General features: G+C 69.0%; 20 protein-coding genes. 15 read left to right on the forward strand and 5 right to left on the reverse strand.

From position 1 onward, the window contains the following. The first annotated feature begins 5 nt into the window (after window positions 1-5). From ACZ4SA_RS28190 to ACZ4SA_RS28215, 6 genes are read left to right on the forward strand one after another with little or no spacing between them, the layout of a single operon-like run. A complete protein-coding gene (locus ACZ4SA_RS28190) occupies window positions 6-5,045 on the forward strand; it encodes a phage tail tape measure protein (protein ID WP_468279967.1) in 5,040 nt (1,679 codons plus the stop codon). Beyond that, the gene (locus ACZ4SA_RS28195; RefSeq protein WP_468279970.1) at window positions 5,045-5,938 is read left to right on the forward strand and encodes a phage distal tail protein; all 894 of its coding nucleotides are present in this window, start codon (window positions 5,045-5,047) and stop codon (window positions 5,936-5,938) included. Before ACZ4SA_RS28190 ends, ACZ4SA_RS28195 begins: the two co-directional genes overlap by 1 nt. A gap of 27 nt (window positions 5,939-5,965) precedes the next feature. After that, a complete protein-coding gene (locus ACZ4SA_RS28200; protein WP_468279973.1) occupies window positions 5,966-6,895 on the forward strand; it encodes a hypothetical protein in 930 nt (309 codons plus the stop codon). A 3-nt stretch (window positions 6,896-6,898) separates the two neighbouring features. Then, window positions 6,899-7,987 (forward strand): hypothetical protein, encoded by a 1,089-nt coding sequence (locus tag ACZ4SA_RS28205; protein WP_468279976.1) that lies wholly within the window; start codon window positions 6,899-6,901, stop codon window positions 7,985-7,987. A gap of 5 nt (window positions 7,988-7,992) precedes the next feature. Further along, window positions 7,993-8,697, forward strand: a complete 705-nt coding sequence (locus ACZ4SA_RS28210) for a hypothetical protein (RefSeq protein WP_468279978.1) — start codon at window positions 7,993-7,995, stop codon at window positions 8,695-8,697. Further along, window positions 8,628-10,940 (forward strand): hypothetical protein, encoded by a 2,313-nt coding sequence (locus tag ACZ4SA_RS28215; RefSeq protein ID WP_468279981.1) that lies wholly within the window; start codon window positions 8,628-8,630, stop codon window positions 10,938-10,940. Before ACZ4SA_RS28210 ends, ACZ4SA_RS28215 begins: the two co-directional genes overlap by 70 nt. Window positions 10,941-10,961: 21 nt before the next feature. Here ACZ4SA_RS28215 and ACZ4SA_RS28220 read toward each other — a convergent pair whose 3' ends face one another. Then, window positions 10,962-11,549, reverse strand: a complete 588-nt coding sequence (locus ACZ4SA_RS28220; protein WP_468279984.1) for a hypothetical protein — start codon at window positions 11,547-11,549, stop codon at window positions 10,962-10,964. Between the two features lie 263 nt (window positions 11,550-11,812). Between ACZ4SA_RS28220 and ACZ4SA_RS28225 the strand changes: the two genes are divergently transcribed. Genes ACZ4SA_RS28225 through ACZ4SA_RS28235 form a run of 3 tightly spaced genes read left to right on the forward strand, consistent with a single transcriptional unit; the run spans window position 11,813 to window position 13,248 of the window. After that, window positions 11,813-12,694 carry a peptidoglycan-binding protein gene (locus tag ACZ4SA_RS28225; protein WP_468279987.1) on the forward strand — a complete coding sequence of 294 codons (882 nt, stop codon included), beginning with the start codon at window positions 11,813-11,815 and terminating at the stop codon, window positions 12,692-12,694. 27 nt (window positions 12,695-12,721) lie between these two features. Further along, on the forward strand, window positions 12,722-12,985 hold the full coding sequence (locus tag ACZ4SA_RS28230) for a hypothetical protein (protein ID WP_468279990.1): 264 nt from the start codon (window positions 12,722-12,724) through the stop codon (window positions 12,983-12,985). 17 nt (window positions 12,986-13,002) lie between these two features. Continuing rightward, complete coding sequence (locus ACZ4SA_RS28235; RefSeq protein ID WP_468279993.1) at window positions 13,003-13,248, forward strand: hypothetical protein; 246 nt, start codon at window positions 13,003-13,005, stop codon at window positions 13,246-13,248. A gap of 314 nt (window positions 13,249-13,562) precedes the next feature. On the opposite strand, the gene ACZ4SA_RS28240 is transcribed toward ACZ4SA_RS28235, so the two are convergent. Further along, window positions 13,563-14,111: a hypothetical protein gene (locus tag ACZ4SA_RS28240; protein ID WP_468279995.1), complete on the reverse strand. Its 549-nt coding sequence runs from the start codon at window positions 14,109-14,111 to the stop codon at window positions 13,563-13,565. A 188-nt stretch (window positions 14,112-14,299) separates the two neighbouring features. Here ACZ4SA_RS28240 and ACZ4SA_RS28245 point away from each other — a divergent pair, with 188 nt between their 5' ends. Next, entirely contained in the window at window positions 14,300-15,103 is an 804-nt protein-coding gene (locus ACZ4SA_RS28245; RefSeq protein ID WP_468279998.1) for a DUF4253 domain-containing protein, read from the forward strand. Here the strand turns inward: ACZ4SA_RS28245 and ACZ4SA_RS28250 are convergent. Together ACZ4SA_RS28250 and ACZ4SA_RS28255 are read right to left on the reverse strand one after the other, a co-directional pair. Then, window positions 15,100-15,702, reverse strand: coding sequence for a S1 RNA-binding domain-containing protein (locus tag ACZ4SA_RS28250; protein WP_468280001.1), 603 nt, complete (start codon window positions 15,700-15,702; stop codon window positions 15,100-15,102). The genes ACZ4SA_RS28245 and ACZ4SA_RS28250 overlap by 4 nt on opposite strands. A gap of 351 nt (window positions 15,703-16,053) precedes the next feature. Further along, complete coding sequence (locus tag ACZ4SA_RS28255) at window positions 16,054-17,436, reverse strand: PIN-like domain-containing protein (RefSeq protein WP_468280004.1); 1,383 nt, start codon at window positions 17,434-17,436, stop codon at window positions 16,054-16,056. A 310-nt stretch (window positions 17,437-17,746) separates the two neighbouring features. On the opposite strand from ACZ4SA_RS28255, the gene ACZ4SA_RS28260 reads away from it, so the two are divergent. Together ACZ4SA_RS28260 and ACZ4SA_RS28265 are read left to right on the forward strand one after the other, a co-directional pair. Next, window positions 17,747-17,923: a hypothetical protein gene (locus tag ACZ4SA_RS28260; RefSeq protein WP_468280006.1), complete on the forward strand. Its 177-nt coding sequence runs from the start codon at window positions 17,747-17,749 to the stop codon at window positions 17,921-17,923. 170 nt (window positions 17,924-18,093) lie between these two features. Beyond that, window positions 18,094-18,744, forward strand: coding sequence for a hypothetical protein (locus tag ACZ4SA_RS28265; RefSeq protein ID WP_468280009.1), 651 nt, complete (start codon window positions 18,094-18,096; stop codon window positions 18,742-18,744). 63 nt (window positions 18,745-18,807) lie between these two features. Here the strand turns inward: ACZ4SA_RS28265 and ACZ4SA_RS28270 are convergent, their stop codons facing one another. After that, window positions 18,808-19,233, reverse strand: a complete 426-nt coding sequence (locus ACZ4SA_RS28270) for a hypothetical protein (protein WP_468280012.1) — start codon at window positions 19,231-19,233, stop codon at window positions 18,808-18,810. A 335-nt stretch (window positions 19,234-19,568) separates the two neighbouring features. Here ACZ4SA_RS28270 and ACZ4SA_RS28275 point away from each other — a divergent pair, with 335 nt between their 5' ends. The 3 genes from ACZ4SA_RS28275 to ACZ4SA_RS28285 all read left to right on the forward strand — a co-directional run bounded on the left by ACZ4SA_RS28275 (window position 19,569) and on the right by ACZ4SA_RS28285 (window position 22,180). Beyond that, complete coding sequence (locus tag ACZ4SA_RS28275) at window positions 19,569-19,844, forward strand: hypothetical protein (protein WP_468280015.1); 276 nt, start codon at window positions 19,569-19,571, stop codon at window positions 19,842-19,844. A gap of 82 nt (window positions 19,845-19,926) precedes the next feature. After that, a complete protein-coding gene (locus tag ACZ4SA_RS28280; RefSeq protein ID WP_468280018.1) occupies window positions 19,927-21,087 on the forward strand; it encodes a recombinase RecT in 1,161 nt (386 codons plus the stop codon). A 49-nt stretch (window positions 21,088-21,136) separates the two neighbouring features. After that, window positions 21,137-22,180 (forward strand): PD-(D/E)XK nuclease family protein, encoded by a 1,044-nt coding sequence (locus tag ACZ4SA_RS28285; RefSeq protein ID WP_468280021.1) that lies wholly within the window; start codon window positions 21,137-21,139, stop codon window positions 22,178-22,180. Window positions 22,181-22,192: the final 12 nt, after the last annotated feature.

A 22,192-nucleotide genomic window follows, 5' to 3' on the forward strand; every position in this document is an offset into this window, starting at 1 on the left:
GACCGGTGGCGACGTACAACCTCACCGTTCAGTTGACCGCACAGGCCAACGGCCTGATCTCCGGTCTGCGTTCGGCTGCCGATGCCGCCCAGGACCTCGGCCGCCGCACCCGCGACCTCGACCGCCGGCTCGCCGCACTCGACACGTCCAGCCGGCGCACCGCCCGGCAGATCGACGTACTGGGCGCACGCGCCCAGGCGACCGCGTCGCGCCTCGGCACCCTCGGTACCCGCGGCGGTCAGACCGGGGAGCGCCTGCGCCGTGCGAGCAGTGACGCCGGAGCCTTCGAGCGTTCCCTCAGGGGTGCCGGTCGGCAAGCCGGTGCGCTCGGACGGCTTCTCTCGGGTGGGGCGCTCGTCCTGGGTACGGGGCGGCTCGTCGAGGAAGGCAACCGCTACCAGCGGCAGATGAACATCTTCCAGGCGGTGACCGGTGCCGCCGCCGGGCAGATGCGGCGCGCGGCCTGGATGGCCAACCAGCTCGGCAGCGACCTCACCCTGCCGACGACCACGGCGGCCGATGCCGCCGAGGCGATGGTGGAGCTGGCGAAGGCGGGCTTCCGTACCGACCAGGCCATCACCGCGACCCGTGCCTCGCTTCAGCTCGCCTCCGCCGCCGGGGTCAACGCGGCCGACTCCGCCCGCTATCTCGGCGACATCATGGACCAGTTCGGGCTCGGCGCCGACCAGGCCGCCCGCGCCTCCGACATCCTCGCCGCCACCGCGAACAACGCCTCCGGCGGCATCATCGACATCTACTACGCGATGCGGTACGCCGGGCCGGTCGCCGCCGGCCTCGGCGTGAGCATGGAGGACGCGGCGAGCGCGGTCGGCATGCTCGGCAAGGCGGGCATCCTCGGCCAGACCGCCGGCACCGCCCTGCGCGGCATGATGGCGAACCTCGCCGCTCCCACGAAGCAGATGCGCGAGGGGCTGAAGGCGCTCGGCATCGAGGCGTGGGACGCGCAGGGCAGGTTTCGCGGGCTGCGCTACGTTATCGCGGAGCTGTCCCGCGCCCAGCACGAGATGTCCCAGCAGGACTTCACCGCGGCGGTGAAGATGTCGATGGGCAAGCCCGCCATGTCGGGTGCCATCGCACTCGCGCACCAGGGCACCGAGTCCTTCGACGCGCTCAACCTCGCCGTACGGGAGACGGGGGCTGCCGCGCAGATCACGGCCGCCCGCGGCCAGGGCCTGGCCGGTGCGATGACGCTGCTGCAAAAGCAGACACAGCAAACGGGTCTCGCGCTGTACGACGCGATGGCCCCTGGCCTGGAGTACGTGACCCGTCTCATGACGCGCGGACTGTCCGGCGCGACTCCGTACCTCGTCGCCGCGATCGAGTACGGGCGCGACCTGGCGACCCTGTATGGGCCCGAGCTCAGGCAGCGGGCCCGGCAGGGTCTGGGCGGACTGATCGGCGAGGCTCAGCAGCTCCTCGGCCCGCTGCGGGAGATCGGTGAGGACGCTCTCGCGACGGGTCTGAACCTGCTGATCAACGCGGCCCGCGCGCTCGGTGATGTGCTGGACAACCTCGCCCAGGGCGCGGAGCCGGTCGCCGAAGCCCTCGGCACACTGGGAGACGACTCCAGTGGCGCGGCCAACGCCCTGGACATCCTCGTCACCGCCGCCGACCTCGCGTTGTCCGCCGTCACCGGGCTGTCGGCCGTCCTGGTGCCGGTCGGTGAGACCGTCGGCGTGCTGGTGCGGGCGTTCGCCGCGCTGCCCGGGCCGGTGCAGAGCGCGATCGCCGCGATGTTCCTGGCCCGACGGGTCGCACCGCATCTGAACGGGCTCGCCTCGACAGTGGGCGGCCGGCTGACCGGCGCGTGGCAGACCCTCGGTACTCAGATGCGGGTGCAGCAGAGCCTCGCCGCGGCCACCGGCGCGTCGATCGGGCGGCTCGGCGCCGCCTTCGCCGTCCTCCAGACCCGGGTACCGATCGTCGGCCAGATGGGTGCCGCCTTCCGCAGCGCGCAGGGCCCCGCGGCCGGTTTCACGGGCACGCTCACCGGCATGACCCGGGCGGCCGGCGTCGGACTGCGCGGGGCGATGTCCGGGCTGGTCGGGTTCATGGGCGGCCCGTGGGGTGCCGCGCTGGTCGGTGTCACGCTCGGGCTCGGTCTCCTCGCATCGCAGCAGCAGAAGGCCGCTCGTGCGGCGGCCGAGCACCAGCAGGGCATCGCCGACCTGGCGCAGGCGCTGCGGGAGTCCAACGGGGCCGTTGACGACAGCGTCCGGGCGATCGCCGCGGAGAACCTGATGCGGCAGAAGATCGAGACGACGCTTGACGGACAGCAGCGGCTGGTCGACGTCGCCCGCAAGGCGAAGATCCCGATGTCCGAACTGGTCGACGCCTACACCGAGCAGGGCGGCAGCCTGGAGACGCTGCAGCGCAGGCTGCGGGAGGTCTCGGAGGCGCACACCACGTGGGTCCTGGACGCGGAGAGCGGCGTGGGCGGCGAGGCGTTCGACGTGCAGGGCCGGGCGGCCGACGATCTGCGGCGTGGTCTGTCCGGACTGTCCGGGGACTTCAAACAGGCGGCGGCCGACGCCAAGTTGTTCAACGATGGTGTCAGGAGCGCCGGGTCCGGCGCGAGCGCGTACGACCGGCTCAAGGCCGCCGTCGGCGCACTCGCCGACACGACAGCGGACGCCGACACCCGCACCCGCGCCCTGAAGGACGCCCTCGACCTGCTGTCCGGCGGCAGCATCTCCCTCCAGGCCGCCGAGGCGCGCGTGAACAGCGCGATCCTCGACGTCAACGAGGCCCTGGCGGACGGCATCGACAAGGCCAACGGCTTCGGCAAGGCACTGCTGAACAACAACGGGACGCTGAACACCACCACCCGCAACGGCCAGCAGCTCTACCAGTCCCTCACCTCCCTGAGCGACGCCGCCGCGGACGCCTCGGTCTCGGCGTACGCCCTCGCGCAGCAGAACGGCGCGTCGCTGCCCGAGTCCCTGGCGGCTGCCCGCGAGCAGATGGACAAGGCCCGCGCGTCCGCGGTCAAGGCCGCCCAGGGCTACGGGCTGACACGCGCGCAGGCCGAGGCGGTCGCGGACAGTCTCGGCCTGATGCCGTCGAAGGTGTCGCTGCTGCTGGAGACCGAGGGCATGGACTCCACGCTCGCGGACCTCCTGGCCGTACAGGCCGAGTTCGACCGGCTGCCGAAGGCGACCACCATCCGCGTGGACTCGCTCAGCGACGAAGCCCAGCGGAAGCTGAGGGATCTCGGCTTCACGGTGAAGACGGTCCCCGGCACCCGTGAAATCGAGATCACGGCCCCGACGAAGAGCGCGCGCGGAGACCTGAAAGCGCTCGTCGACCAACTGGGCTCGGTCCCCGGCGGGAAGAGCGTGAAGGTCAGCGCCGCGACGGCGGCCGCCGTCGCCTCTCTGCAGGCGGTCCAGGACAAACTCCGCGCCACCCCGGGCGCGAAGACGATCACGGTCAGCGCACCGACCGCTGCTGCCCGGACGGCGCTCGAGGACCTCGGTTTCAAGATCCGTACGCTGCCGGACGGCAAGGCCGAGATCACCGTCCCCACGCAGTCCCCGATCAGCTCGGTCGGCAGCATCCAGGCCGCGATCAACAGAATCTCGGGCCGGAACGTCGGCGTCGGCGTCTTCCTCAGGGCCACCCCCTGGGACCAGGACGCGAACGGCATCCCCGACGCCATTCAGGCCCGCGCGAACGGCGCGGTCGTCGACTACTTCGCCGACGGCGGCCTGCGAAGCGCCGCGCGGGAGAACCATGTCGCGCAGATCGCCCCGGCCGGCGCCTGGCGGGTGTGGGCCGAGCCGGAGACGCAGGGCGAGGCGTACGTGCCGCTGGCCGCGAGCAAGCGCCCGCGCAGCAAGGCGATCGTCGAGGAGGTCGTCCGGCGCTTCGGCGGTGATGTGGCCTGGTACGCGGACGGCGGCCTGTCCGGCTTCGACCACAGCCCGCCGAGCCTCTTCACGCTGTCCGGCATCGCAGCGGACTCGACCGACAGCAAAGGACGCTTCAACCTCGCGACGTTCACGAAGAAGCTGAAGTCGTCGAACCGCGTCGCCGCCCAATGGCGCAACGACCTGGCCACCGTCGCCCGCCGCGCCGGCCAGGATGTCGCCGACGCTCTCGCGGAGATGGGCGAAGACGGCATCGAACTGACCCGGAAGATGGCCACCGGGTCGAGCTCCTACGTCCGGCAGATGGCGAGGGAGCTGGAGAAGCTGGCCGCCTCGGCCCGCGCATCCCTATCCGAGTTCACCAACCAGCTCGGTGAGGCCGCACGCGATCAGTCGGCCTTCGAGAAGAACCTCGCCAAGCTCGCCGCCCTGGGCTACGGAGATCTGGCGACGGCGCTCGCTCAGCAGGGGGACGCGGACGCCGAGCAGCTCGCCGCCGAGGCCGTGAAGGACAGGAGGAAGGCCAAGGCGGCCAACGACGCGGCGAAGGCCGCGTCGCGGACGCTGGCGGGCGAGGACCTCTCTGACCTGCTCACCATCATCGGTGCGATCAGGACGAGCACCACCGGCATCCACAAGGTGGCCGACACGACCGGCCTGGAGGAGGACCGGGTCGTCGAGGTCGGAGGTCTGGGCCGTTCTCGTATCGCTTCGGCGCTCGGGTCCCGTGCGACGAGGTTCCTCTCCGACCTCGTCAAGGCGGAGAAGGGGCTGGCCTACGCGAACGGCGGCATCTGGGAGCCCGGTGTCTACTCGTCGCCGACCGCTCTGATCAAGTTCGCGGAGGCGAGCACGGGCGGCGAGGCGTTCATTCCGCTCGCGCAGGCCAAGCGCGCGGCGTCGACGGCCGTACTCGCCGATGTGGCCCAGCGGTTTGGGCTTCAGCTCGCCCCCGCTGATGCCGATCCGGTGCCGGTGCGCACGGTTGATGCCCGTCCGGCGGGGGCCGTGCGGGTCGTGGTCGTACGCGAGCAGCAGCCGCTGATTGGCGCCATGCCCGTCACCGTCACCTCGGCTCAGGCCACTCCGCAGCAGATCGGCGCCGAGGTCATGCGCAGCCTGCGCAACGCCCAGCGGGGAGGTCGGCTGTGATGGCCGAGCTCGGCGAATGGCAGATCGAGGTCGCCGGCATCCTCCTCGGCCCGGGAACGGACATCCTGATCTCGGAGGTCGAGGGGCTCGGTGTCCCCGAACTTCGCACACAGGATGTGGAAAACCCGGCCGGGGACGGCGCCTTCCCTGGCGTCGACCTGTACGGGCCGCGCACGGTCCGCATCGAGGCCGGCATCCGCACCCCGACCGATCCCTCCCGTGCCCTCGACCTGCTGGGGCGTCTCCACCGCGCCGCCGACGATGAGTCGGTCCGTACGAACTCCGGAGCGCAGACCGTACTGCGGCTGCGCTGGCCGGGCCGGGCGACACGGCGTCTGTACGGGCGGCTGCGCCGCGTGGAAGCGGTCAGTACGGCGAGCACGCTGCACGGCTGGATCCCCCTGGACATCGAGTTCGCGGCGCTCGACCCGCGGTTCCACGCCGACGATGTCTCCGCGCTGACGCTGGCCCTGTCCGCCGACGGCCTGGGTGGGCTGCGCGCCCCGCTCGTCGCTCCCCTCACGACGGGTGTGGCGATCCCTGATGAGCGGCGGGGCCAACTACACAACGACGGCGACCTGCCGGCCTGGCCGTCGATCCATATCACCGGGCCGTGCAGCAACCCCCGCATCCGGCACGTGCAGTCCGGGCGTGTCATCGAACTGAACGTGTCGCTGAAGACCGGCGAGCGGATCGACATCGAGACCCGCCCCGGCACCCGTTGGGCGCTCAGGAACGGCACCGGCAACCTCGCTCCCGCCCTGTCGGCGGCGTCCCGCCTCGACACGTTCACCGTCCCGCCCGGCAGCAGCGAGCTGTGGTGGACCGCCCGCAACTACACCAACAGCACCCGGCTGGCCGTGACCTGGCGCGCCGCCTACGCCGCCCTGTGAACCGTCTGTGAACCGGAGGATTCGTCCGTGACGCTGATCAACCCGCCCCTGCTCACCCACGGAGGCACTCACGAAGCCCGCGCCTTCCGCATGATGGTCCGCGACCTCGCCCGCGGTTCGCAGGGCGTGACCGAAGGCGACGACCTCAAGGTGCGGCAGCTGTCCACGCCCGCCGCCGGCGTGCGCGTCGTGGACGGCTCGGCGGTGATCCGGGGCGCGGCGTGGGGGCAGGGCTCGTACACGCAGTACAACGTGGGCGACGCGGTCGTGCCCGTTGCCCCGACCGGCGCGAGTCCCCGTTCCGACCTGGTCGTCCTGCGTGTGGAGGACCCGGAGTACGAGGGGACGCGGGATCCGGAGTCCGACGAGATCGGCTACTTCCACGTGGTCAGCAACGTCCCAGGCTCAACCACCACGGTGCCGGCGGGGATGACGGCGATCCCGCTGGCCCGGCTCGACGTCCCGGCGAACACCGCGGTCATCACGGACTCGATGATCAAGGATGTGCGGCGGATCGCGAACCCCCGGCGCGAGCGACGGCTCTACACCTCTTTCCCTTCGTCCCTGAGCGTCATCGGCTACTCGGACAACAAGTGGCATACGTGGCCGTCGGCCGCCAGGTGGAACGTCTACGTACCGCCGTGGGCGACGAACGCCAAGGTCGTCATCACTATCGCCGGCCTGCGGCAGAGCGCGGCGAACATCTTCGCCAAGATGCAGACGGTCCTCGGCACGGACCTGGGCCAGGACACGATCATTGACGACAACCAGGGCCGAGGCATCCGCCGCACCATGGCGATCATGGCGGACAACATCGGTGTCCCCGGCTCGATCCGTGGCACCACGCAGCCGCTGTACCTGAGGACTTACATGTACAAGGGCGAGACCGGCGACCTGAGCGTGGACAGCGGCACGAGCCTGATCGCCGACATCGAGTTCACCGAGGGCGTGGTGTGAGCCGTGCCCGCGTACCGCTACCGCACCTGGCACGCCCTGACCGGCGACCTGCTGGCCGCCGATCTGCCGCTGTCCGACGTGGAGTTCGCCCTCTCGCTCAACGCGTCGGGTGACTTCTCCGGCCGTCTCTCGCCGCGTTTCGCTCATCTGCTGCCCTCCCAGGCCGACCCGGGCAACACCCTGCTGACCTGCGAGCGGGACAACGCCCTGCTGTGGGGCGGCCTCATCTGGCGCGCCGAACCCGAAGGCGCCGCCTACCCGATCGAGGCCGCGGGGTGGGGCAGCTACCTGCACCGCCGTCATGACGTCCACGGAAACCTGAACGGGCGCGGCCCGTACGTCAACGCCGATCCGTGCCAGGTCATCCGCGACACGTGGGCATACGCCCAGTCCCAGCCCGACGGGAACCTCGGCGTCACCGTGGACCCGACCGCCAGCGCGGCGAAGGCCGGCACAACCGCCGAGCCGTACCGCACGGACTGGTGGGAGGCGCCGGCCCTCGGCTCCGTCGTCGACGACATGACGCAGGTCGACGGCGGCCCGGAATGGACCGAGGCCACGGACTTCTCCAACGGCCGGCCCCTGGGCCGGATCCGGCTCGGCTGGCCCCGCCTGGGCACCCGCCGCACCGACCTGTCGATCAGCTCCGGCGTCAACGTCGCCTCCACCGTCCCGGTCACGTACGACGCCGACGCCTACGCCCAGGTGGTCATCGCCCTCGGTGCCGGCGAAGGGCGCGGCCGCCGCCGCGCCATCGACGCCATCCGCAACGGCCGTCTCCGACTCGAGCACGTCCTCGAGGTGCCCGCGGAGAAGGGCAACGACCGGCTCGCCGCCCGTGCCCGCACCGAACGCACCGCCCGCCAGGTCCTTGGCGAGGTCACGGAGGTCGAGCTCATCGACCACCCGGCGGCCCCGGTCGGCTCCTGGCAGATCGGCGACGACGTCCGCGTCACCCTGCACGACCAGTGGACCGAGTTCGACGGCTGGTGCCGCATCACCGGCTGGACCCTGCGCCCGCCCCAGGGCGCCGACCCCGAGCGCATCACCCTCACCCTCGCCCGCGCCGACCGCTTCACCTACGGGAGCTGAATCACGTGGCCAACGACCTGACACGGCTGGCGGCCCGCATCGCCGACCTCGAACGCCGCCTCGCCCAGCAGACCCGAACCGCCCAGCTCGCCCACTCCTCCATCGAGAACGGCGCCCTCGACGTCTACGACGAGACCGGCTCCCTGCGCGCCGTCATCGGCCAGCAGCCGGACGGCACCACCGCCGCAAACATCGTCAACGCCCCGCCGCCGCCCACCCCGAGCCGGCCCACTGTCACCCCCGTCCTCGGGGGCGTGTCCGCCACCTGGGAAGGCGTCTTCACCGACGCGCCCGCGGCACCACTGGACTTCGCCCGCATCGAGGTCCACGCCGCGATGCTGGACAACTTCATCCCCACCCCGGCCACCCTGCGCGGCACGTTCGAGTCCCCCCTCGGCAGCACCCTGACCATCCCCGTCGACCAGCCGCTTACGTCCGTCTGCTGGCCCGCAACACCTCCGGCACCGCCTCCGCCCCCTCCGTCCAGAGCGGCCCGGTCGGCCCGGCCCCCGTCGTCGCCGAGGAAGTCCTCGACGGCATCGTCGACGAGACTGCGCTCGCCGAGGCGGCCGTCTCCCGGACCAAGCTGCAGATCGGCGCGGTCGGCCACAACCAGCTCGCCATCGGCACCGGCAACCTCATGCCCGACCCCTCCTTCGAAGGCGCCTTCACCGAGCAGCTCGTCGCCGCGTCCACCGAATGGCGGCTGACCGACGGCAACGGCTCCCCGCGCGGCCTGCGGGTCGACGGCGCCAGCAGCACCCCGGCCTCCCGCGAGCTGCTCATCACCGAGCTCGCCGTCTCCCCTGGGGACCGGTTCTTCCTCGCCTTCGACCACCGCGCCTCCGCCGACTGGGCCGGGGACTCGCTCCGCTTCTTCCTCCGCTGGCAGGACGCCGCCGGAGCGGTACTGGGCCACGGCACCGCGATCGCCGCCCCCGCCCCGGGCGCCGGCTGGGCCCGTACGAGCCGGCAGGTCCAGGCCCCGGCCGGGACCGTGACCGCGACCGTGTGGCTGCAGAACTTCCAGGCCACCGCCGGCACCTCGGACTTCGACAACACCGAGGTCCGCACCGTCATCGGCGCGGGCATGGTGCTGGCCGAGTCCATCGGCACCCTGGAGCTCGCCGCCGAGTCCATCACCGGCGAGAAGGTCGCCGCGAAGACCCTCACCGCCCGCGAGGTCAAGGCGCTGTCACTGACCGGCGACGAGATCGCCACCAACACCCTCACCGCCCGCCACATCGCCGCGGGCTCCCTGTCCGCGTCCCGGCTCGCGATCGGCACCACCGGCAACCTGGTCGGAGACCCCTCCTACGAGACCGGCGTCATCGCGGCCGCTCTGGCCGGCCAGGATCCGGCGATCTTCGCCGTTGAGGACGGCGGCAACAACTCCGCCAAGTGCCTGCGCATCACCCCGGCAGCAGGCACGTACCGGTGGCTGCAGCACGCCACCTCCCCCATGCTGCCCGGAGACCGCTACTGGATCGCCGTCGACTACAAGACCACCACCGACATCACCGGCGCCAGCCTGAAGCTCTTCCTGGGCTTCTACGACGAGACCGGCACACGCCTCGGCTCGGACGGCATCGTCGTGTCCGCCCCGGTCACTGACGGCACCTGGCAGCGCATCTCGAAAGTCGTCACCATCCCGGCCAACGCCACCCAGGGCAACGTACGCATCGGAGTCGACGGCAACGGCAACGAGACCACCCACGGCAGCGCCTACTTCGACAACCTCGAATGCCGCGCCGTGCTCTCCACCCCTGGTGGCGGGGCCCGCGCCGAACTGTCCCCGCAGGGACTGCGCCTGTACGACACGTCGGGCGACGAGGCCGTCTCCCTCACCACCGGCTCCCCGAACTACCTGACGCTCACCAACAACGGCACCGCCGTCGCCACCATCGACCAGGACGGCAACACCGGCGTCGGGGACCTCTCCGTGGCGGGCCGGCTCACCATCGCCGGCGACTCCCTCGAGAGCCACCTGTCCGGCATCGCGCGCGGCCTGGTCGCTGTCGACTACCAGTCGACCTCTGTCACCGCGGGCACCACGGACTACGGTTTCGTCGAGCTGTCCTTCGACGCCGACACCAGCCGCATGTACCGCGTCGTCCTGGACTGCTATGCCAACCCCTCCACGTCCGGCGGTGAACTCGTCCTTGTACTCAAGGACGGGGGCGCCAGCACGCCCACGATCTCTTCGCCGCAGATCCAGTCCGCAATCCATCCCATGGCAACCGGGGGCTCCCACCGCGTTCGCATGGAAACCGTCCGGTCCGGGGCAGCGTTTGGCGCCGGCCTGCACCGGCTGCTCGTCACCTTCCGCGTCCAGGGCGGGCCGAGCGGCCAGACCGTAAAGCTCTTCGGAGGTGGCAATCACCAGGGATTGATGTACGTCGAGGACGTCGGACCGTACGTCCCGGAGACCGGCCAGTACAACGGGGGCGGCGGCACGACGACCCCGCCGAAGAAGACGTACACCAAGACCTTCACGGCTTCCTGGTCCGGCTCCTACGCCAACCGCGGCTCGTACAACTCGTACTACGGCGACAAGTGCGTGCAGGGCTACTACAGCTCGAACAACGGAATCCAGGCGAGCCTGATCGGCTTCCCCTCCTCACTCGCAGCCGACCTGTCCGGGGCGAGCATCCAGAAGGCGGAGGTGTACCTGTACTTCGAGCACTGGTACTACAACAGCGGCGGCAAGGCGGTCATCAAGGCGCACAAGCACACGTCCCGCCCGTCCACGTTCAGCTCCGACGGCGAGGCGAAGACCATCAGCTGGGGCAAGAACGTCGGCAAGTGGGTCGACATCACTTCGGTCTTCGACTCCACGAGCTGGCGCGGCATCGCCCTGGACCCCAACAACTCGGACCGGACCTACTACGGCCGCGCCCAGGGGGTGGGGCAGACGTACCCGCCCAAGCTGCGTGTCACCTATACCAAGTAGAGCGGCCTGCTGAAGCTGGTGTCAGGACGCCTTTGCCGTGGGGGTTTCTCCTCGCTCGGCCTGTTGGGCTCGCGCAACATGCATCCGGGTCACCGAGTTGAGGACCTTCGGATCTGGTGCTTCGTCCGCATCACTGTTGATGTTGACCATCAGGACCAACGCACCTGTTCGCACGATGATGGAGGCGCTACAGACGTGCTCCGTGATGCACCCACTCCCGGCGAACGCTTGATCTGCGCCGGCGATCGAAGCCGGACGCGCCGTATCGCCATAATCCGCCTTGAGTTTACTGAACCCAGACATAGCGTCCGCAGCGTTCGAGTACGAACTGATATTGAACCCGACGGTGCCGTCGAGGTCCGGCGCTCGGTAACCGATGTGCCCGAATGCGAGGCGACTGCTCTCGCTTGATTCGTTGTAGAGCCGGGGCTTCCCTGTCTTCTGCCATCCAGGAGGCACGGCGTCCAGGGTTGGCAGCGCCACCGCGATCTCCTCCTTGTGGAGAATCACGTGCTGCGTCGAGGCGGTGGTTGCCACTCGCGCAGGACGGCTGTCAACATCCTGACTGTTGCTACTGCAGCCCGTGGCGATGACAGCGGTCACCGCCACGACTCCCACTCCTGCCTGCCGATGCCACTTCCTCATCAACGCGTGCTCCCCGCTCAGTCTCCGCTCTGCCAAGCCGCGATCAAGGCTCGCACATGCGCAGCACGTAAACGATGCAACTCCCGGCATCGGTGGGCACTTGGGGTAGGCTCCAGCCGCTCTGGTGACCCTCCACCCGAGCAGTCAAACTGTGCGTTCCGCGAGGGACCGTCAGGTGGCTCCTGGCCGGCATCCAGCACGGAGGCGCGGGGAGAAAGAGTCCCGACGTGGCACGGCCACTGTCCGCAGATCAGTTCCTCGCCGTCCTGAAGAAATCCGGCGTCCGCGTCGTTGAGCACGGCAGCTGGCGCACCCACAACCGCAACCACAGAGGCGCCTGGGGCCCGGTCCACGGCGTCATGATCCACCACACCGGCCCGTACTCCACCGAGGCCGGCATGGTGGAGCTCTGCCGCACCGGCTACACATCGCTCCCCGGCCCGCTGTGCCACGGCGTCATCGACCGTTCCGGCACCGTCCATCTCATCGGCTACGGCCGCACCAACCACGCCGGAGCCGGGGACGACGACGTCCTCCGGGCCGTCATCGCCGAGAGAGCTCTGCCGCGGGACAACGAGGCCAACACCGACGGGAACGCCCGCTTCTACGGCTTCGAGTGCATCAACACCGGCGGCGGCCAGGCGTGGCCGCAGGCCCAGCTCGACGCCATGCACAAGGTGAGTGCCGCCGTCTGCCGTGCCCACGGCTGGAACGAGCGGTCGGTCATCGCCCACAAGGAGTGGCAGCCCGGCAAGCCGGACCCCGCCGGCATCTCGATGGACGGCTTCCGCTCCTCGGTCGCCAAGCTCCTGGCCGGCGAGCCGACGAGCTCGAAGCCCACCGACGACAAGCCGGAGCCGAAGTACGTCCCGTATCCCGGCGCCGACTACTTCCGCACCGGCCGGCGCTCCACCGTGATCACCGCGATGGGCAAGCGGCTCGTCGCCGAGGGCTGCAGCCGCTACAGCAAGGGCCCCGGCCCGCGCTGGACCGACGCCGACCGCCAGTCCTACGCCGCCTGGCAACGGAAGCTGGGCTACTCCGGTCCGGACGCCGATGGCATTCCAGGGCCGACCAGCTGGGCCAAACTCCGCGTCCCCAAGTCCTGACCCACGCCCGAGAGGACATGCACCCCCATGGCCGCCCCCAGCACCCCGAAACTGCTCGCCGATATCGCCGAGCGAGCCGTCCTGACGTACGTCGAGGCGTTCCTCGGACTCCTCCTCGCCACCGGCACGACCAACGTCATCACCCTGTCAGCTTTCGAGTCAGCCGCCATCGCCGCGATTCCCGCGGGCCTCGCCGTGCTCAAGGGCGCCGTCGGCTCCCTGCTCGGCCGCCCCGGGACGGCCTCGTGGCTGCCCGCCAGGACGGAGCCCGCCTACACCACCATCAACTGACCACAGGAGCGGCCGCCATGCCCGACGGAGAGATCGCCCTGGAGCTCGCCGAACTCCGCCGCGCCCTCGAAGTCGGGCTCGCGCGCATCGACGGCCAGCTCGCCCTCCTGGTCCAGCGCTCCGACCAGATCGACAAGGACGTCGAGGAGCTCGACGCCCGCGTCACCGCCCTAGAACGCACCCGATGGCCCCTCCCCGCCATCAGCGCCCTGACTGGCCTCGCGGCCCTTGGGGTAGCTATCTGGTCGGCGACAGGCCGCTGACGCTCCCCCTCACACGGACGGAAAGGAGACCGAAGTGACCACGCCCGACCTGATATAGACCGGCCTGCTCATACTTGGCCTGGTCTACGAACTCTTCGCTCTGACCGACATCAAGGACGGCAACACCCTCTCCGAGCGCGTCCGCGCATGGTTCCGCGTCCACACCCACCCGGGCCGCGCCGTCTTCGCGGTCGCCTGGGTCGGCTTCGCCACATGGTTCCTCATCCACATCCTGAGCTGATGTTCCGTCACAGCGAATGCTGCGCGGGTTCTCACCGCCGGTTGAGTGCCTGTGACGCCGAGGGCCGAGAGGTCTAGAAATAGGAGGCGATGAGGCTGCGGTCCACCGTGATGGTGCCGCGGTCCAGCGGGGGCAGCCCCAGGTGGTCACTGATCAGTCGGGTCAGCTGCTCCTCATAGTCCCCGTCCTCGTGGTCCAGCCCGGCGGCCGTGATGAGGGATGCCAGCTCGTTGGGCCAGTACTCCCCGATGTGGTCAGGGTTCTCGTAGTCGATACAGGACGAGGTCCGTCCGTCCTTGTAGTGGTACGCCTTGGGACCGTGCGCCTTGGCGATACAGGGATTGGGCACGAACACCACCAGTTCACCCCCGAGAGGGCACAGTTTGCGGTGGTCGATCGGGTCGAAGTCGTCGCGAGACGGGTTGTCCATGTGGTGCACGATCACCCCCCACTCGCCGGGGGCAACGTCGCTGCCCTGGGCGAACGGCGGCCGGTGCTGCGCGATCAGCCCTTCCACCATGTCGGTCAGACCGACGCCCTTGAAGTACACCAGGACGGTTTCGTCCTCATACCGCTTCTCTTCCATCCACGCCACGACGCCAGTTTCGATCCACGCTGTCATGCCTGGCACCGTATCCGGCACCGCTGACACACCTCCTCCCCAGGCACAACTACGCTCACGGCTCAATCGCAGGCCCAGTGGGCACCCACCATGCGTTCCCTGACTGCGACGGAACTGAGCCCCGAAGGGGGAGGGCAGTCTCCTTCTGCCTGACGGCGGCTGTCACTACCTGCCGTTAGGTTGACGGCATGGTGACGACGATCTCCGAACTGCAGCAGCTCTGCGCCGAGCAGGGCGTCGCTCTCCCCGCACTGCGCCAAGCCGCCACCGCGACCGACGGAACGCCGGTGTACACCAGCGAGATCACCGGAACCGACGCCTTCCGACTCTGGTACGACCTGCGGGCCCTGCACAGCCGCAGCGGCTGGTGGCCCGTGCTGGCAGGAGAGCCCGAGCGCCTGGAGAACGTTCTCATCGGCCTGGAACCGGAGTTCGGGCCGGCGGAAGGCCAGACCGACGGCCGTCCGCTGGACGGCAGAAGCCTGCTCTCCAACTGGGCCCGTGAGGCCGAAGGTCATCTGCGCGGTCCCGACGAGCGGACCCCAGTCGGTGAAGACCCGTTCGAAGCACCAGCACAGCGCCTCGCCACTCACGTGGCACAGGAGCTGGACCTCGACCTCGTCGGCGGCACGCACTTCTCAGCCGTCCGCCAGGAACGCACGGTGCTGTGCCTGGTGCGGGCCCGCAACGGCTACGACGTCCCGGCCCTGCTGAACTGGCTGGGTGCCTGCAACTACGGCATAACCGGCACCGAGCACCAAGCGGTGCTGCGCTACTTCCACGAAGAACACGGCGCCGAGCTGGTCACCCTGGAGGGCGAGATCCTCGAACTCCTGGTCACCCGGCGCCCCCGCACATCCCAGAGCGTCGCCCTCGCCACACTGGAGCACTACGCCTACTGCTCGGACATCGTCGACCAGGGCGTCGGCAGCGTCGAGGACCTGGCGGCCTCCCAACTCCGCTGCAAGAGCTGGTACTTCTGGTGGGATTAGGACTTGTCCGGGCGATCACATTCAAGGGTAGATGGCGCATGCCAGGCGCCCTCCGGCCGGGCGAGGAACACCCGTCGCGTGGGCCGCTCAATGCCCGCGACGACGACGGCGATCTCCTCGCCGGCCTCGAATTCCTCTGGAGTACCGACCGCCGACCCGCCGCGGACCTCTCTGCGGGGAATCAGTCCGACGACTCCGTCCTCAAGGTCGACGAGGACGCCGATGGGAACCACCTTCACGACTGTCGCGCGCAGCTCCTGGCCCACCATTGTGCGGTCGGCGAAGGCCCCGAAGGGGTCGGGCTGCAGCGCCTTCAAGGACAGCCGGGCCTCCGCGTTGTAGGTGTCGAACTGGAGGAACTCGCACGAGACACGCTGCCCGATCTCGACGACATCGGTGGGATCACCGATGTGCCGCCAGGACAGTTCGGGAATGACGATGAACCCGACGCCGGGCAGCGTCGGATGGTCAGGCCCGTCGTCCAGGGCCACGAAGACCCCGAACCGTTCGATAGCAGCGACGGCGCCGGACAGGATCTCGCCACGGTGCAGTGAATCCAGAAAGGTCCAGAGTTCCGGGCTGTCGGTCTGCCAGTCCATGCCGGCCACCTTGGCACACGACGTCGCGGGCCGGCCACGCCGAGATCGGCAGCGATCCATTCAGCTGAACCGACTGCGCGCAGCCACGATTCGGCACCGGCATTCGACCGCCGCGCCTGCGAACGCGGCAGCGCCCCGGGCAGAGTGCGAGTCAGATCCCGGGGCGCTGTTCCACGAAGGAAGAGGGTGTCAGGCTACAGGGGATGGCGCGGTCCTCTCAAGCGCGGTTGAGGGCCGCGAAGATCCACGCCGGAGGGCTGCCACACGGCCATCAGTTCCATGGCACCCCACAGATTGGGGTTCGGTCCGTGCACGCTGCCGGACAGCTGCTGGCGGGCCGCCCAGAGCGCGTTAATCTTCGTCGGACTCGGGGTCGTATGTCGGGTCTTCGTCGCTGGTGTCGGCGTCGGTCGCCAGCGCGATGACGCCGTGAGCGTCGAAGTGCTCGGCGATACGCTTCAGCATCGGGATGGTGTAATCGGGGACGTCGAAGCCCGTTGCCAGCACGTCGCCGTCGTACACAGCGCGCAGCAATTCCTCTGGTGTGCCATCGACGAGGCCGACCTCCTGGAGGCGGCGGGCGGCGGTGGCCACGGGTCTGGTGAAACCGCGCAGCGTCCGATTAGTCTCGTAGTCGCCGAGCTTGTAGACGGTCTCCCGGTCAACGAAGCCGTTGTTGCGGCCGGCGTGGAGCAGCACATGGAATCTGACTGGGGACTGGTGATGGAGCAAGGCCAGCAGATAGCGGAGCGTCATCTCCGACCACTCGGCGGTACGCGACTCCCTTTCCATCTGGCGCAGCGCGTCGACTGACGTGCTCGCCACTCGCCCGCGTAGATCGAGGCTGTCCTGGGCCAGGTCAAGCAAACCGCTTGGCTCCAGCATGTACAGCTGCCGCCCCGTCTCAGCGCGAAGCTCATGTACGAGCTCAACGCGTGGCAGACGGTCGCCGGACACCGCCAGGGTGCGCCACCAGTCCTCCTTGAGGTCCCTGGTGACGAAGAGGACATCCGTGCCGCGCGCTGCCACCTCTGCGGAGAGCTGTCTCCATACAATGTAGTCGCCGGCCGCCGTCTGGTCGGGTTTTCCGTCTTCGAAGTCGCGAAACCCTGGCGGCTTCCTGTGCTGTGCCCGCTCCTTGGCTTCCGAGACCCAGCGGGTGAGCTCCTCATCCGTGGGCAGGGCCCCGACCTTGCCCTGGAGTAGCATCTCCAGTTTCCCGATCACGGGGTCCGCCAATGTGTCCGGTGCACCCGGTACCTGGTCGGCCGTGGCCTGCCGTTCGAGCACATCGCGCAGCCCTGTCAGGGTGGCGTCAAGTTCTTCCTCAAGCCTATTCAGCTCGCCCCGGATAGGCGCGTCTGTGGCCAGGTGGACTGCCCGTGCCCAGCGCTTGAGGGAGTCTGCGATGGAACTGCGCGCCTTGGTCATGGCAGCGACGGTGTCTTGCGCCTGGGTGTGATGGTGTCCGAGTACGCCGGGTTGCTGCTGGTTGCGCCAGAACTCGACGAGTACCTGGTGCGGCACCCACAGGCGGTCACTGAGCGCCTCTAGTACCGTCAACATGTCCTCGCGAACCTGCCGGTTCATCCGGTACAAATCGATCAGCACGTTGGTGTCCACAACGACGACGCCGTGCGCCAAGACCGCGCGGAGATCCGTAAGAGCGGGCGCCCGGTACCCTTCGAACCCGCTGAACAATCCGCGCAGTTCACCGTCATGCGAACGCACCATGTTCCCCCCTGGAACTGTCTGCCGACATCGTTCGTCCGGAGGATATCTGCCTTCGGAACCGTGATGCAGCGAATGAGCCCGCAAGGGCAGTTCCTGGAGCAGACCGCGCGGCTGCCCACGACTGGCGCGGCACGCACTCCACTACGAACAGCTTCATCGACTACGGATGGTCGTCGGACTGCAACGACGACGGCGGCACCTACTACCCTGCGATGAAGGGCTACGCCAGTGGTATCGGCTGGGGCCCGACCACCCGCTCCGACAACGAACTGCGCAAGGGATGCGGGACCAGGGAGCCGTAGGGGGTCGCATGGTCGACAACCCCCCGGAGCGGTATCCGCGCGAGGGGATCCCGCTCGGGCGCAGCGCGGACAGCACCTGGACAGGGCACAGCTACTCCACCGAGGCACCCCGTGCCCGGAAGCTGTGGTGGCGGATCAGGGACGTTCTGCACTGGCCCATGAAGAACAGCGAAAGACGGCGCTGATGACGTCATCCCCGTAACAGCCCCGGAAGTCGACCGGCCGTAGGCCCCGTTCCTTTCCTGGGAAGGGCCCACGTCGGCTTGCACCGCTACCGCAACGACAGTCGCCACCCGACAGGCATCAACTATGCTTGATGTGTCAAGTTCATTCTATGATTGCGGTCGGAGGCGTTATGTCGAAGGAGCGGTTCCCCTATCTCCTGGGGCACGCCGAGATCGCGTTTCTCTACAGCGTGGAGCGGCAGACGTCGCAGCTGTGGAAGACGCGCGGCGTGCTGGGGGAACCGGACGTCGTGATCTCCGGAAACCCGTACTGGCTGCTGCCCACGGTTCTCAGTCTCGCCGAGGACGGAGCCCGTGAGGTCTCGACGGAACGGCTCAAGGAGTACAAGGCCGGTATCACCGGCGGCTACGAGGTGAGTGGCGCGGCGGACATGCCGGACGTCATCGGGCTCAAAGAGATCCCCTGGATCTTCGGCAAGAAGTACATGGACGTCTACCAGTGGCGGGTGCGCGGCAGCTTTGTCACCGAGGATGGCTCGATCTCCGGATCGCCGTTGTGGCTGCTGGACACGGTCCTCCATGACGCGGAGCAGCGAGGCCGGGCTGTTGTCCAGAAGGGCATCGACCGGATCAGGGCCGGCGAGCGGGAGCAGATCAAGCCCCGCGGCCGCAAGCCCGCGGCCGAGCCCAAGCCGACCCCGCCGCCGCTGCCGGAGGCGCGGACGTTCCGGCCGAGCGAGCATTCCACGGAGGACGTCGCCGTGTTCGCGGCGGAGCTGCTGAAGGAGGGCTTTTCGCTGACCGTTCGTCCCAAGCGGTAGCCCTGGGGGTATCTGGTCCACTTCGCCACCCGCAGGACCAGAACCCGATGCTCCAGTGATCTTCTAGTCGTCGTACAGGTACCGATTCGGCTTGCCGCTGAGGAGCGGCGTGGCTCCGTCCGTGCAGCCGGTGGTGAACGCTTCTCGATGCTCGGGGGTGTCGGCGGCCAGATTGGTGTCCATGTAGTCGTCCGCCTTCCGATCGCACAGGATGTCGGCCACGGCCGTATCCGCCTCGATGGCTCCCCGGGCAGACCCGTCACTCTGCGGCAGACTGTCTCGTTGCTCGGGGGAGAGCGTCACCTCTTCGCGGGACGTAAGCGCCTTCGCGCCGACCGCGAAACCTGCTTCGTACGACTTGCACAGCGAGGAAGTGCACGGGCGCTCGGAGGCTTCTGCCGAAGACTGCGACTGATCAATCGGCGTACACCCCGTCACCGCGAGACCCAAGAGCAGCAGCCCCGGCAGGACGTACCTTGCAGCACCCATGAGGAACACTCCTGTCGGCTGGCAGGCGTTCGAATGCCAGCTCTGACCGCGACAGCGCATGGTGTAACAACGCCTGTGCGCAGATGTGCGTGGCGCCAGCATCGTAGCGAGCGGCTCGGACTGTTCTGCTGGCATCCCCGCCGCGCAATCTGAGGCTGCTACCTCTAAGGTGAGACCTCGACATATGTGCAGACGGTGCATCGATGTCCTGGGGGTGGAGTGTGTACCGACAGGGGGAGCTCCCGCTGGAGCTTGGGGAGCGAGGGTGTGGCGCGGAAGCTGTCGAACCGACGCTGGATGAACGGTTTGAGGACTTCCATGCTGAGCATCCCTGGGTGTACGAGGCGCCGGAGCGGCTCACGGCCCAGTGGGTCGCGGCGGGCGGCGGCCGGATCGGCGTCAAGGCGCTGTTCGAGCAACTGCGCTGGCTTGCGCCGGACCTTGCTCATGGCGAGCCGTTCCAGCTGAACAACAACTTCACCTCGCGCTACGCGCGCCTGCTGCGCGCGTGCCATCCGGAATGGCGCGACGTGTTCGAGCTGCGCTGCCTGCGTGGCGGTGGCCCCGAAGGGTGTCAGTCTGAACTTGACGCCAGACATCAAGTGAAATAGATTTATATCAGTTTCAATTGTTCTCAACATGTGTTGCGACAGTTGAACGTCATTAAGGGGATCAAGGTTGCTTGGAGGGGATGTGGCCGATGCTCCGGTCACCTGGCTCGCGATCCGCGAAGACCAGAAGGCGTTCGAGGACCAGCAGTTGCGCGCGCTGCGCGCGGCGTTCCCGGACCTGGTGGAAGCCAGTCCGGCGCAGCTGGGGATCTTCTTCCACTACTGCAAGGCGTCCGGGCTCGACCCGTTCGGCCGGCAGATCTACATGATCAAGCGCAAGTCCCGCGGCGAGATCCGCTGGACCATCCAGACCGGCATCGACGGCTATCGGCTCATCGCACGCCGGGCCGCCGACCGTGCCGGGCAGCGCATCGCGTACGAGGACTTCGTCTGGTACGACGCCGAGGGCGGCGAGCACACGGTGTGGCTGCGCGACGAACCCCCGGTCGCGTGCCGGGCCGTCCTGTGGCGCGGGGACTCCCGCTTCCCGGCCGTCGCGCACTGGCGCGAATACGCGCCGAAAGTCTGGGACTACGAGTCCCAGGAGTACAAGCTCGGCGGCCTGTGGCCGCAGATGCCCGCCAGCCAGCTCAGCAAGGTCGCGGAAGCCCTCGCCCTGCGCCGCGCCTGCCCGGCGGACCTGTCCGGGCTGCACGTGGAGGAGGAAATGCACGCCGCGGATGCGGCCGAGTCCCGCGAGCGCGTCCAGGCGGCCGCAGCCCGGCTGCGCACCCCCGGCGAGAAGCCGGAGGCGTCAGCGACCTCGGAACCTCCCGTGGTGGACGCCGAGATTGTCGAACCGGCCGCCACACAGGACCAGCAGGGCCAGCGCGACAAGGAGGACCAGAGCAGCGGGCAGGCGGAGGAAGTCGAGGCGATCGCGCCTGTCGATCCCCAAGGCGCAGTGGAGCAGGCGCGCAGCACCGTCCGCGACGTCGCGAAGCGGCACGGCATCACCTTCGACGAGGTCAACGAACGCTGCTTCGACGACTTCAGCGTCTCCTTCCAGGACGCCGGCCCCGAACAACTCGAGGAGCTCGCCGAGGCGCTCACCGCGGGCAGCGGACCGGCGGATGCGGCGGAGGCTGATGGTCCCAGCGGACGTAGATCCGCGGGCTCCCGTAGGCGTGCACCCGCGAAGAAGACCGCCGCGAAGAAGACCGCCGCGAAGAAAGCCGCCGCGAAGAAGACGTCCGCCCGTCCGCCGTCAGGCACCAAGGCACCCCGCAGCACAGCGAAGTAGCCGCCGGCCACCCTGCCGGGTGGCCAACTCACCAGAGTGCGAGAAGACCATGTCCATCGATCCCGGAACGATCACCGTCCCCGACCTGTGGAAGGGCGCCCACCGCGACGACCGCGCCCGGCCCCGCGCCCGGCAACGCCTCCTCGGCCCGTCCTCGATCGGCCTGTGCAGACGTCGCGCCGCCTACGACGTTCACGGCGCCTGGCCGACCGACCTCGACGACAACATGCACGCCGCGATCCTTGGCACCTGGCTCCACGAGGGCATCCTGCGTGTGCTGGCCGAACAGTACGGCGCCCACACAGAGCTGGAGCTCACCAACGGCGTCATCCTTGGGCACGCCGACGCCTACTGGACGCCGAGCGGACAGGGTCCCGGCGTCGTCGAGGACGTCAAGACCAAGTCCACCCGCGCCCTGGACGTCGTCGTACGCCAGGGCCCCCGCCGGCACGAATGGTTCCAAGTCCACTTGTACGCCCATCTGTTGCGCACCGGCGGGCTTACCGAGCACCCTGACCTGCCGGCCGGGAAGCCGTTGGAGGTCGATGTGGTGCGGCTGCGCTACGTCGGGCGCGAGTACGGCCAGGTCGTCGTGCACCAGCGCATGTACGACGAGGACATCGCGCAGCAGGCCCTGGCCTGGGCCGAGGACGTCCTCGAGAGCGCCGAGCCGGAGGCCATGCCCCGCGACCTCGACGGACCCGGTCTGTCGATTATCTGCGACAACTGCCCGTTCAAGACGGCCTGCTGGAACCTCGACCAGCTCGCCGACGACGGCCGCGCCCCGCAGACCATCCTCGCCGAGGACGAAGCGGGCATCACCGAGGCCCTGCGTGGGTACGCGGACGCCGCGGAGGTCGAGAGCGCAGCGAAGAAGCGCAAGGCCAAGGCCCGCAAGATGCTCGATGCGGCGGACCCGGGTACGTACGGCGACTTCAAACTCTCCTGGTCCGGCGGCAATCCCCGCCCGCCTGAGCCCGACCCCCAGGCGATGATCCGCATCCTCGAGGGCCTCGGCGTCGACATCCCGATGAAGTCCGGCGGCCGCACCTCCCGCACCGTCGGCGTCACCCGCGTCCCCGACGCGACCTGACCCACGTCGCCC

The sequence above is a fragment of the Streptomyces sp. NPDC027962 genome (assembly GCF_055566095.1).

Excerpts from the sequence above, each read along its gene's own strand:
- ACZ4SA_RS28195 (WP_468279970.1), top strand. The coding sequence starts at position 5,045 with ATGGCCGAGCTCGGCGAATGGCAGATCGAGGTCGCCGGCATCCTCCTC.
- ACZ4SA_RS28215 (WP_468279981.1), top strand. The coding sequence starts at position 8,628 with ATGCCCGACCCCTCCTTCGAAGGCGCCTTCACCGAGCAGCTCGTCGCC.
- ACZ4SA_RS28230 (WP_468279990.1), top strand. The coding sequence starts at position 12,722 with ATGGCCGCCCCCAGCACCCCGAAACTGCTCGCCGATATCGCCGAGCGA.
- ACZ4SA_RS28235 (WP_468279993.1), top strand. The coding sequence starts at position 13,003 with ATGCCCGACGGAGAGATCGCCCTGGAGCTCGCCGAACTCCGCCGCGCC.
- ACZ4SA_RS28240 (WP_468279995.1), bottom strand. The coding sequence starts at position 14,111 with ATGACAGCGTGGATCGAAACTGGCGTCGTGGCGTGGATGGAAGAGAAG.
- ACZ4SA_RS28245 (WP_468279998.1), top strand. The coding sequence starts at position 14,300 with ATGGTGACGACGATCTCCGAACTGCAGCAGCTCTGCGCCGAGCAGGGC.
- ACZ4SA_RS28250 (WP_468280001.1), bottom strand. The coding sequence starts at position 15,702 with ATGGACTGGCAGACCGACAGCCCGGAACTCTGGACCTTTCTGGATTCA.
- ACZ4SA_RS28255 (WP_468280004.1), bottom strand. The coding sequence starts at position 17,436 with ATGGTGCGTTCGCATGACGGTGAACTGCGCGGATTGTTCAGCGGGTTC.
- ACZ4SA_RS28260 (WP_468280006.1), top strand. The coding sequence starts at position 17,747 with ATGGTCGACAACCCCCCGGAGCGGTATCCGCGCGAGGGGATCCCGCTC.
- ACZ4SA_RS28265 (WP_468280009.1), top strand. The coding sequence starts at position 18,094 with ATGTCGAAGGAGCGGTTCCCCTATCTCCTGGGGCACGCCGAGATCGCG.
- ACZ4SA_RS28270 (WP_468280012.1), bottom strand. The coding sequence starts at position 19,233 with ATGGGTGCTGCAAGGTACGTCCTGCCGGGGCTGCTGCTCTTGGGTCTC.
- ACZ4SA_RS28285 (WP_468280021.1), top strand. The coding sequence starts at position 21,137 with ATGTCCATCGATCCCGGAACGATCACCGTCCCCGACCTGTGGAAGGGC.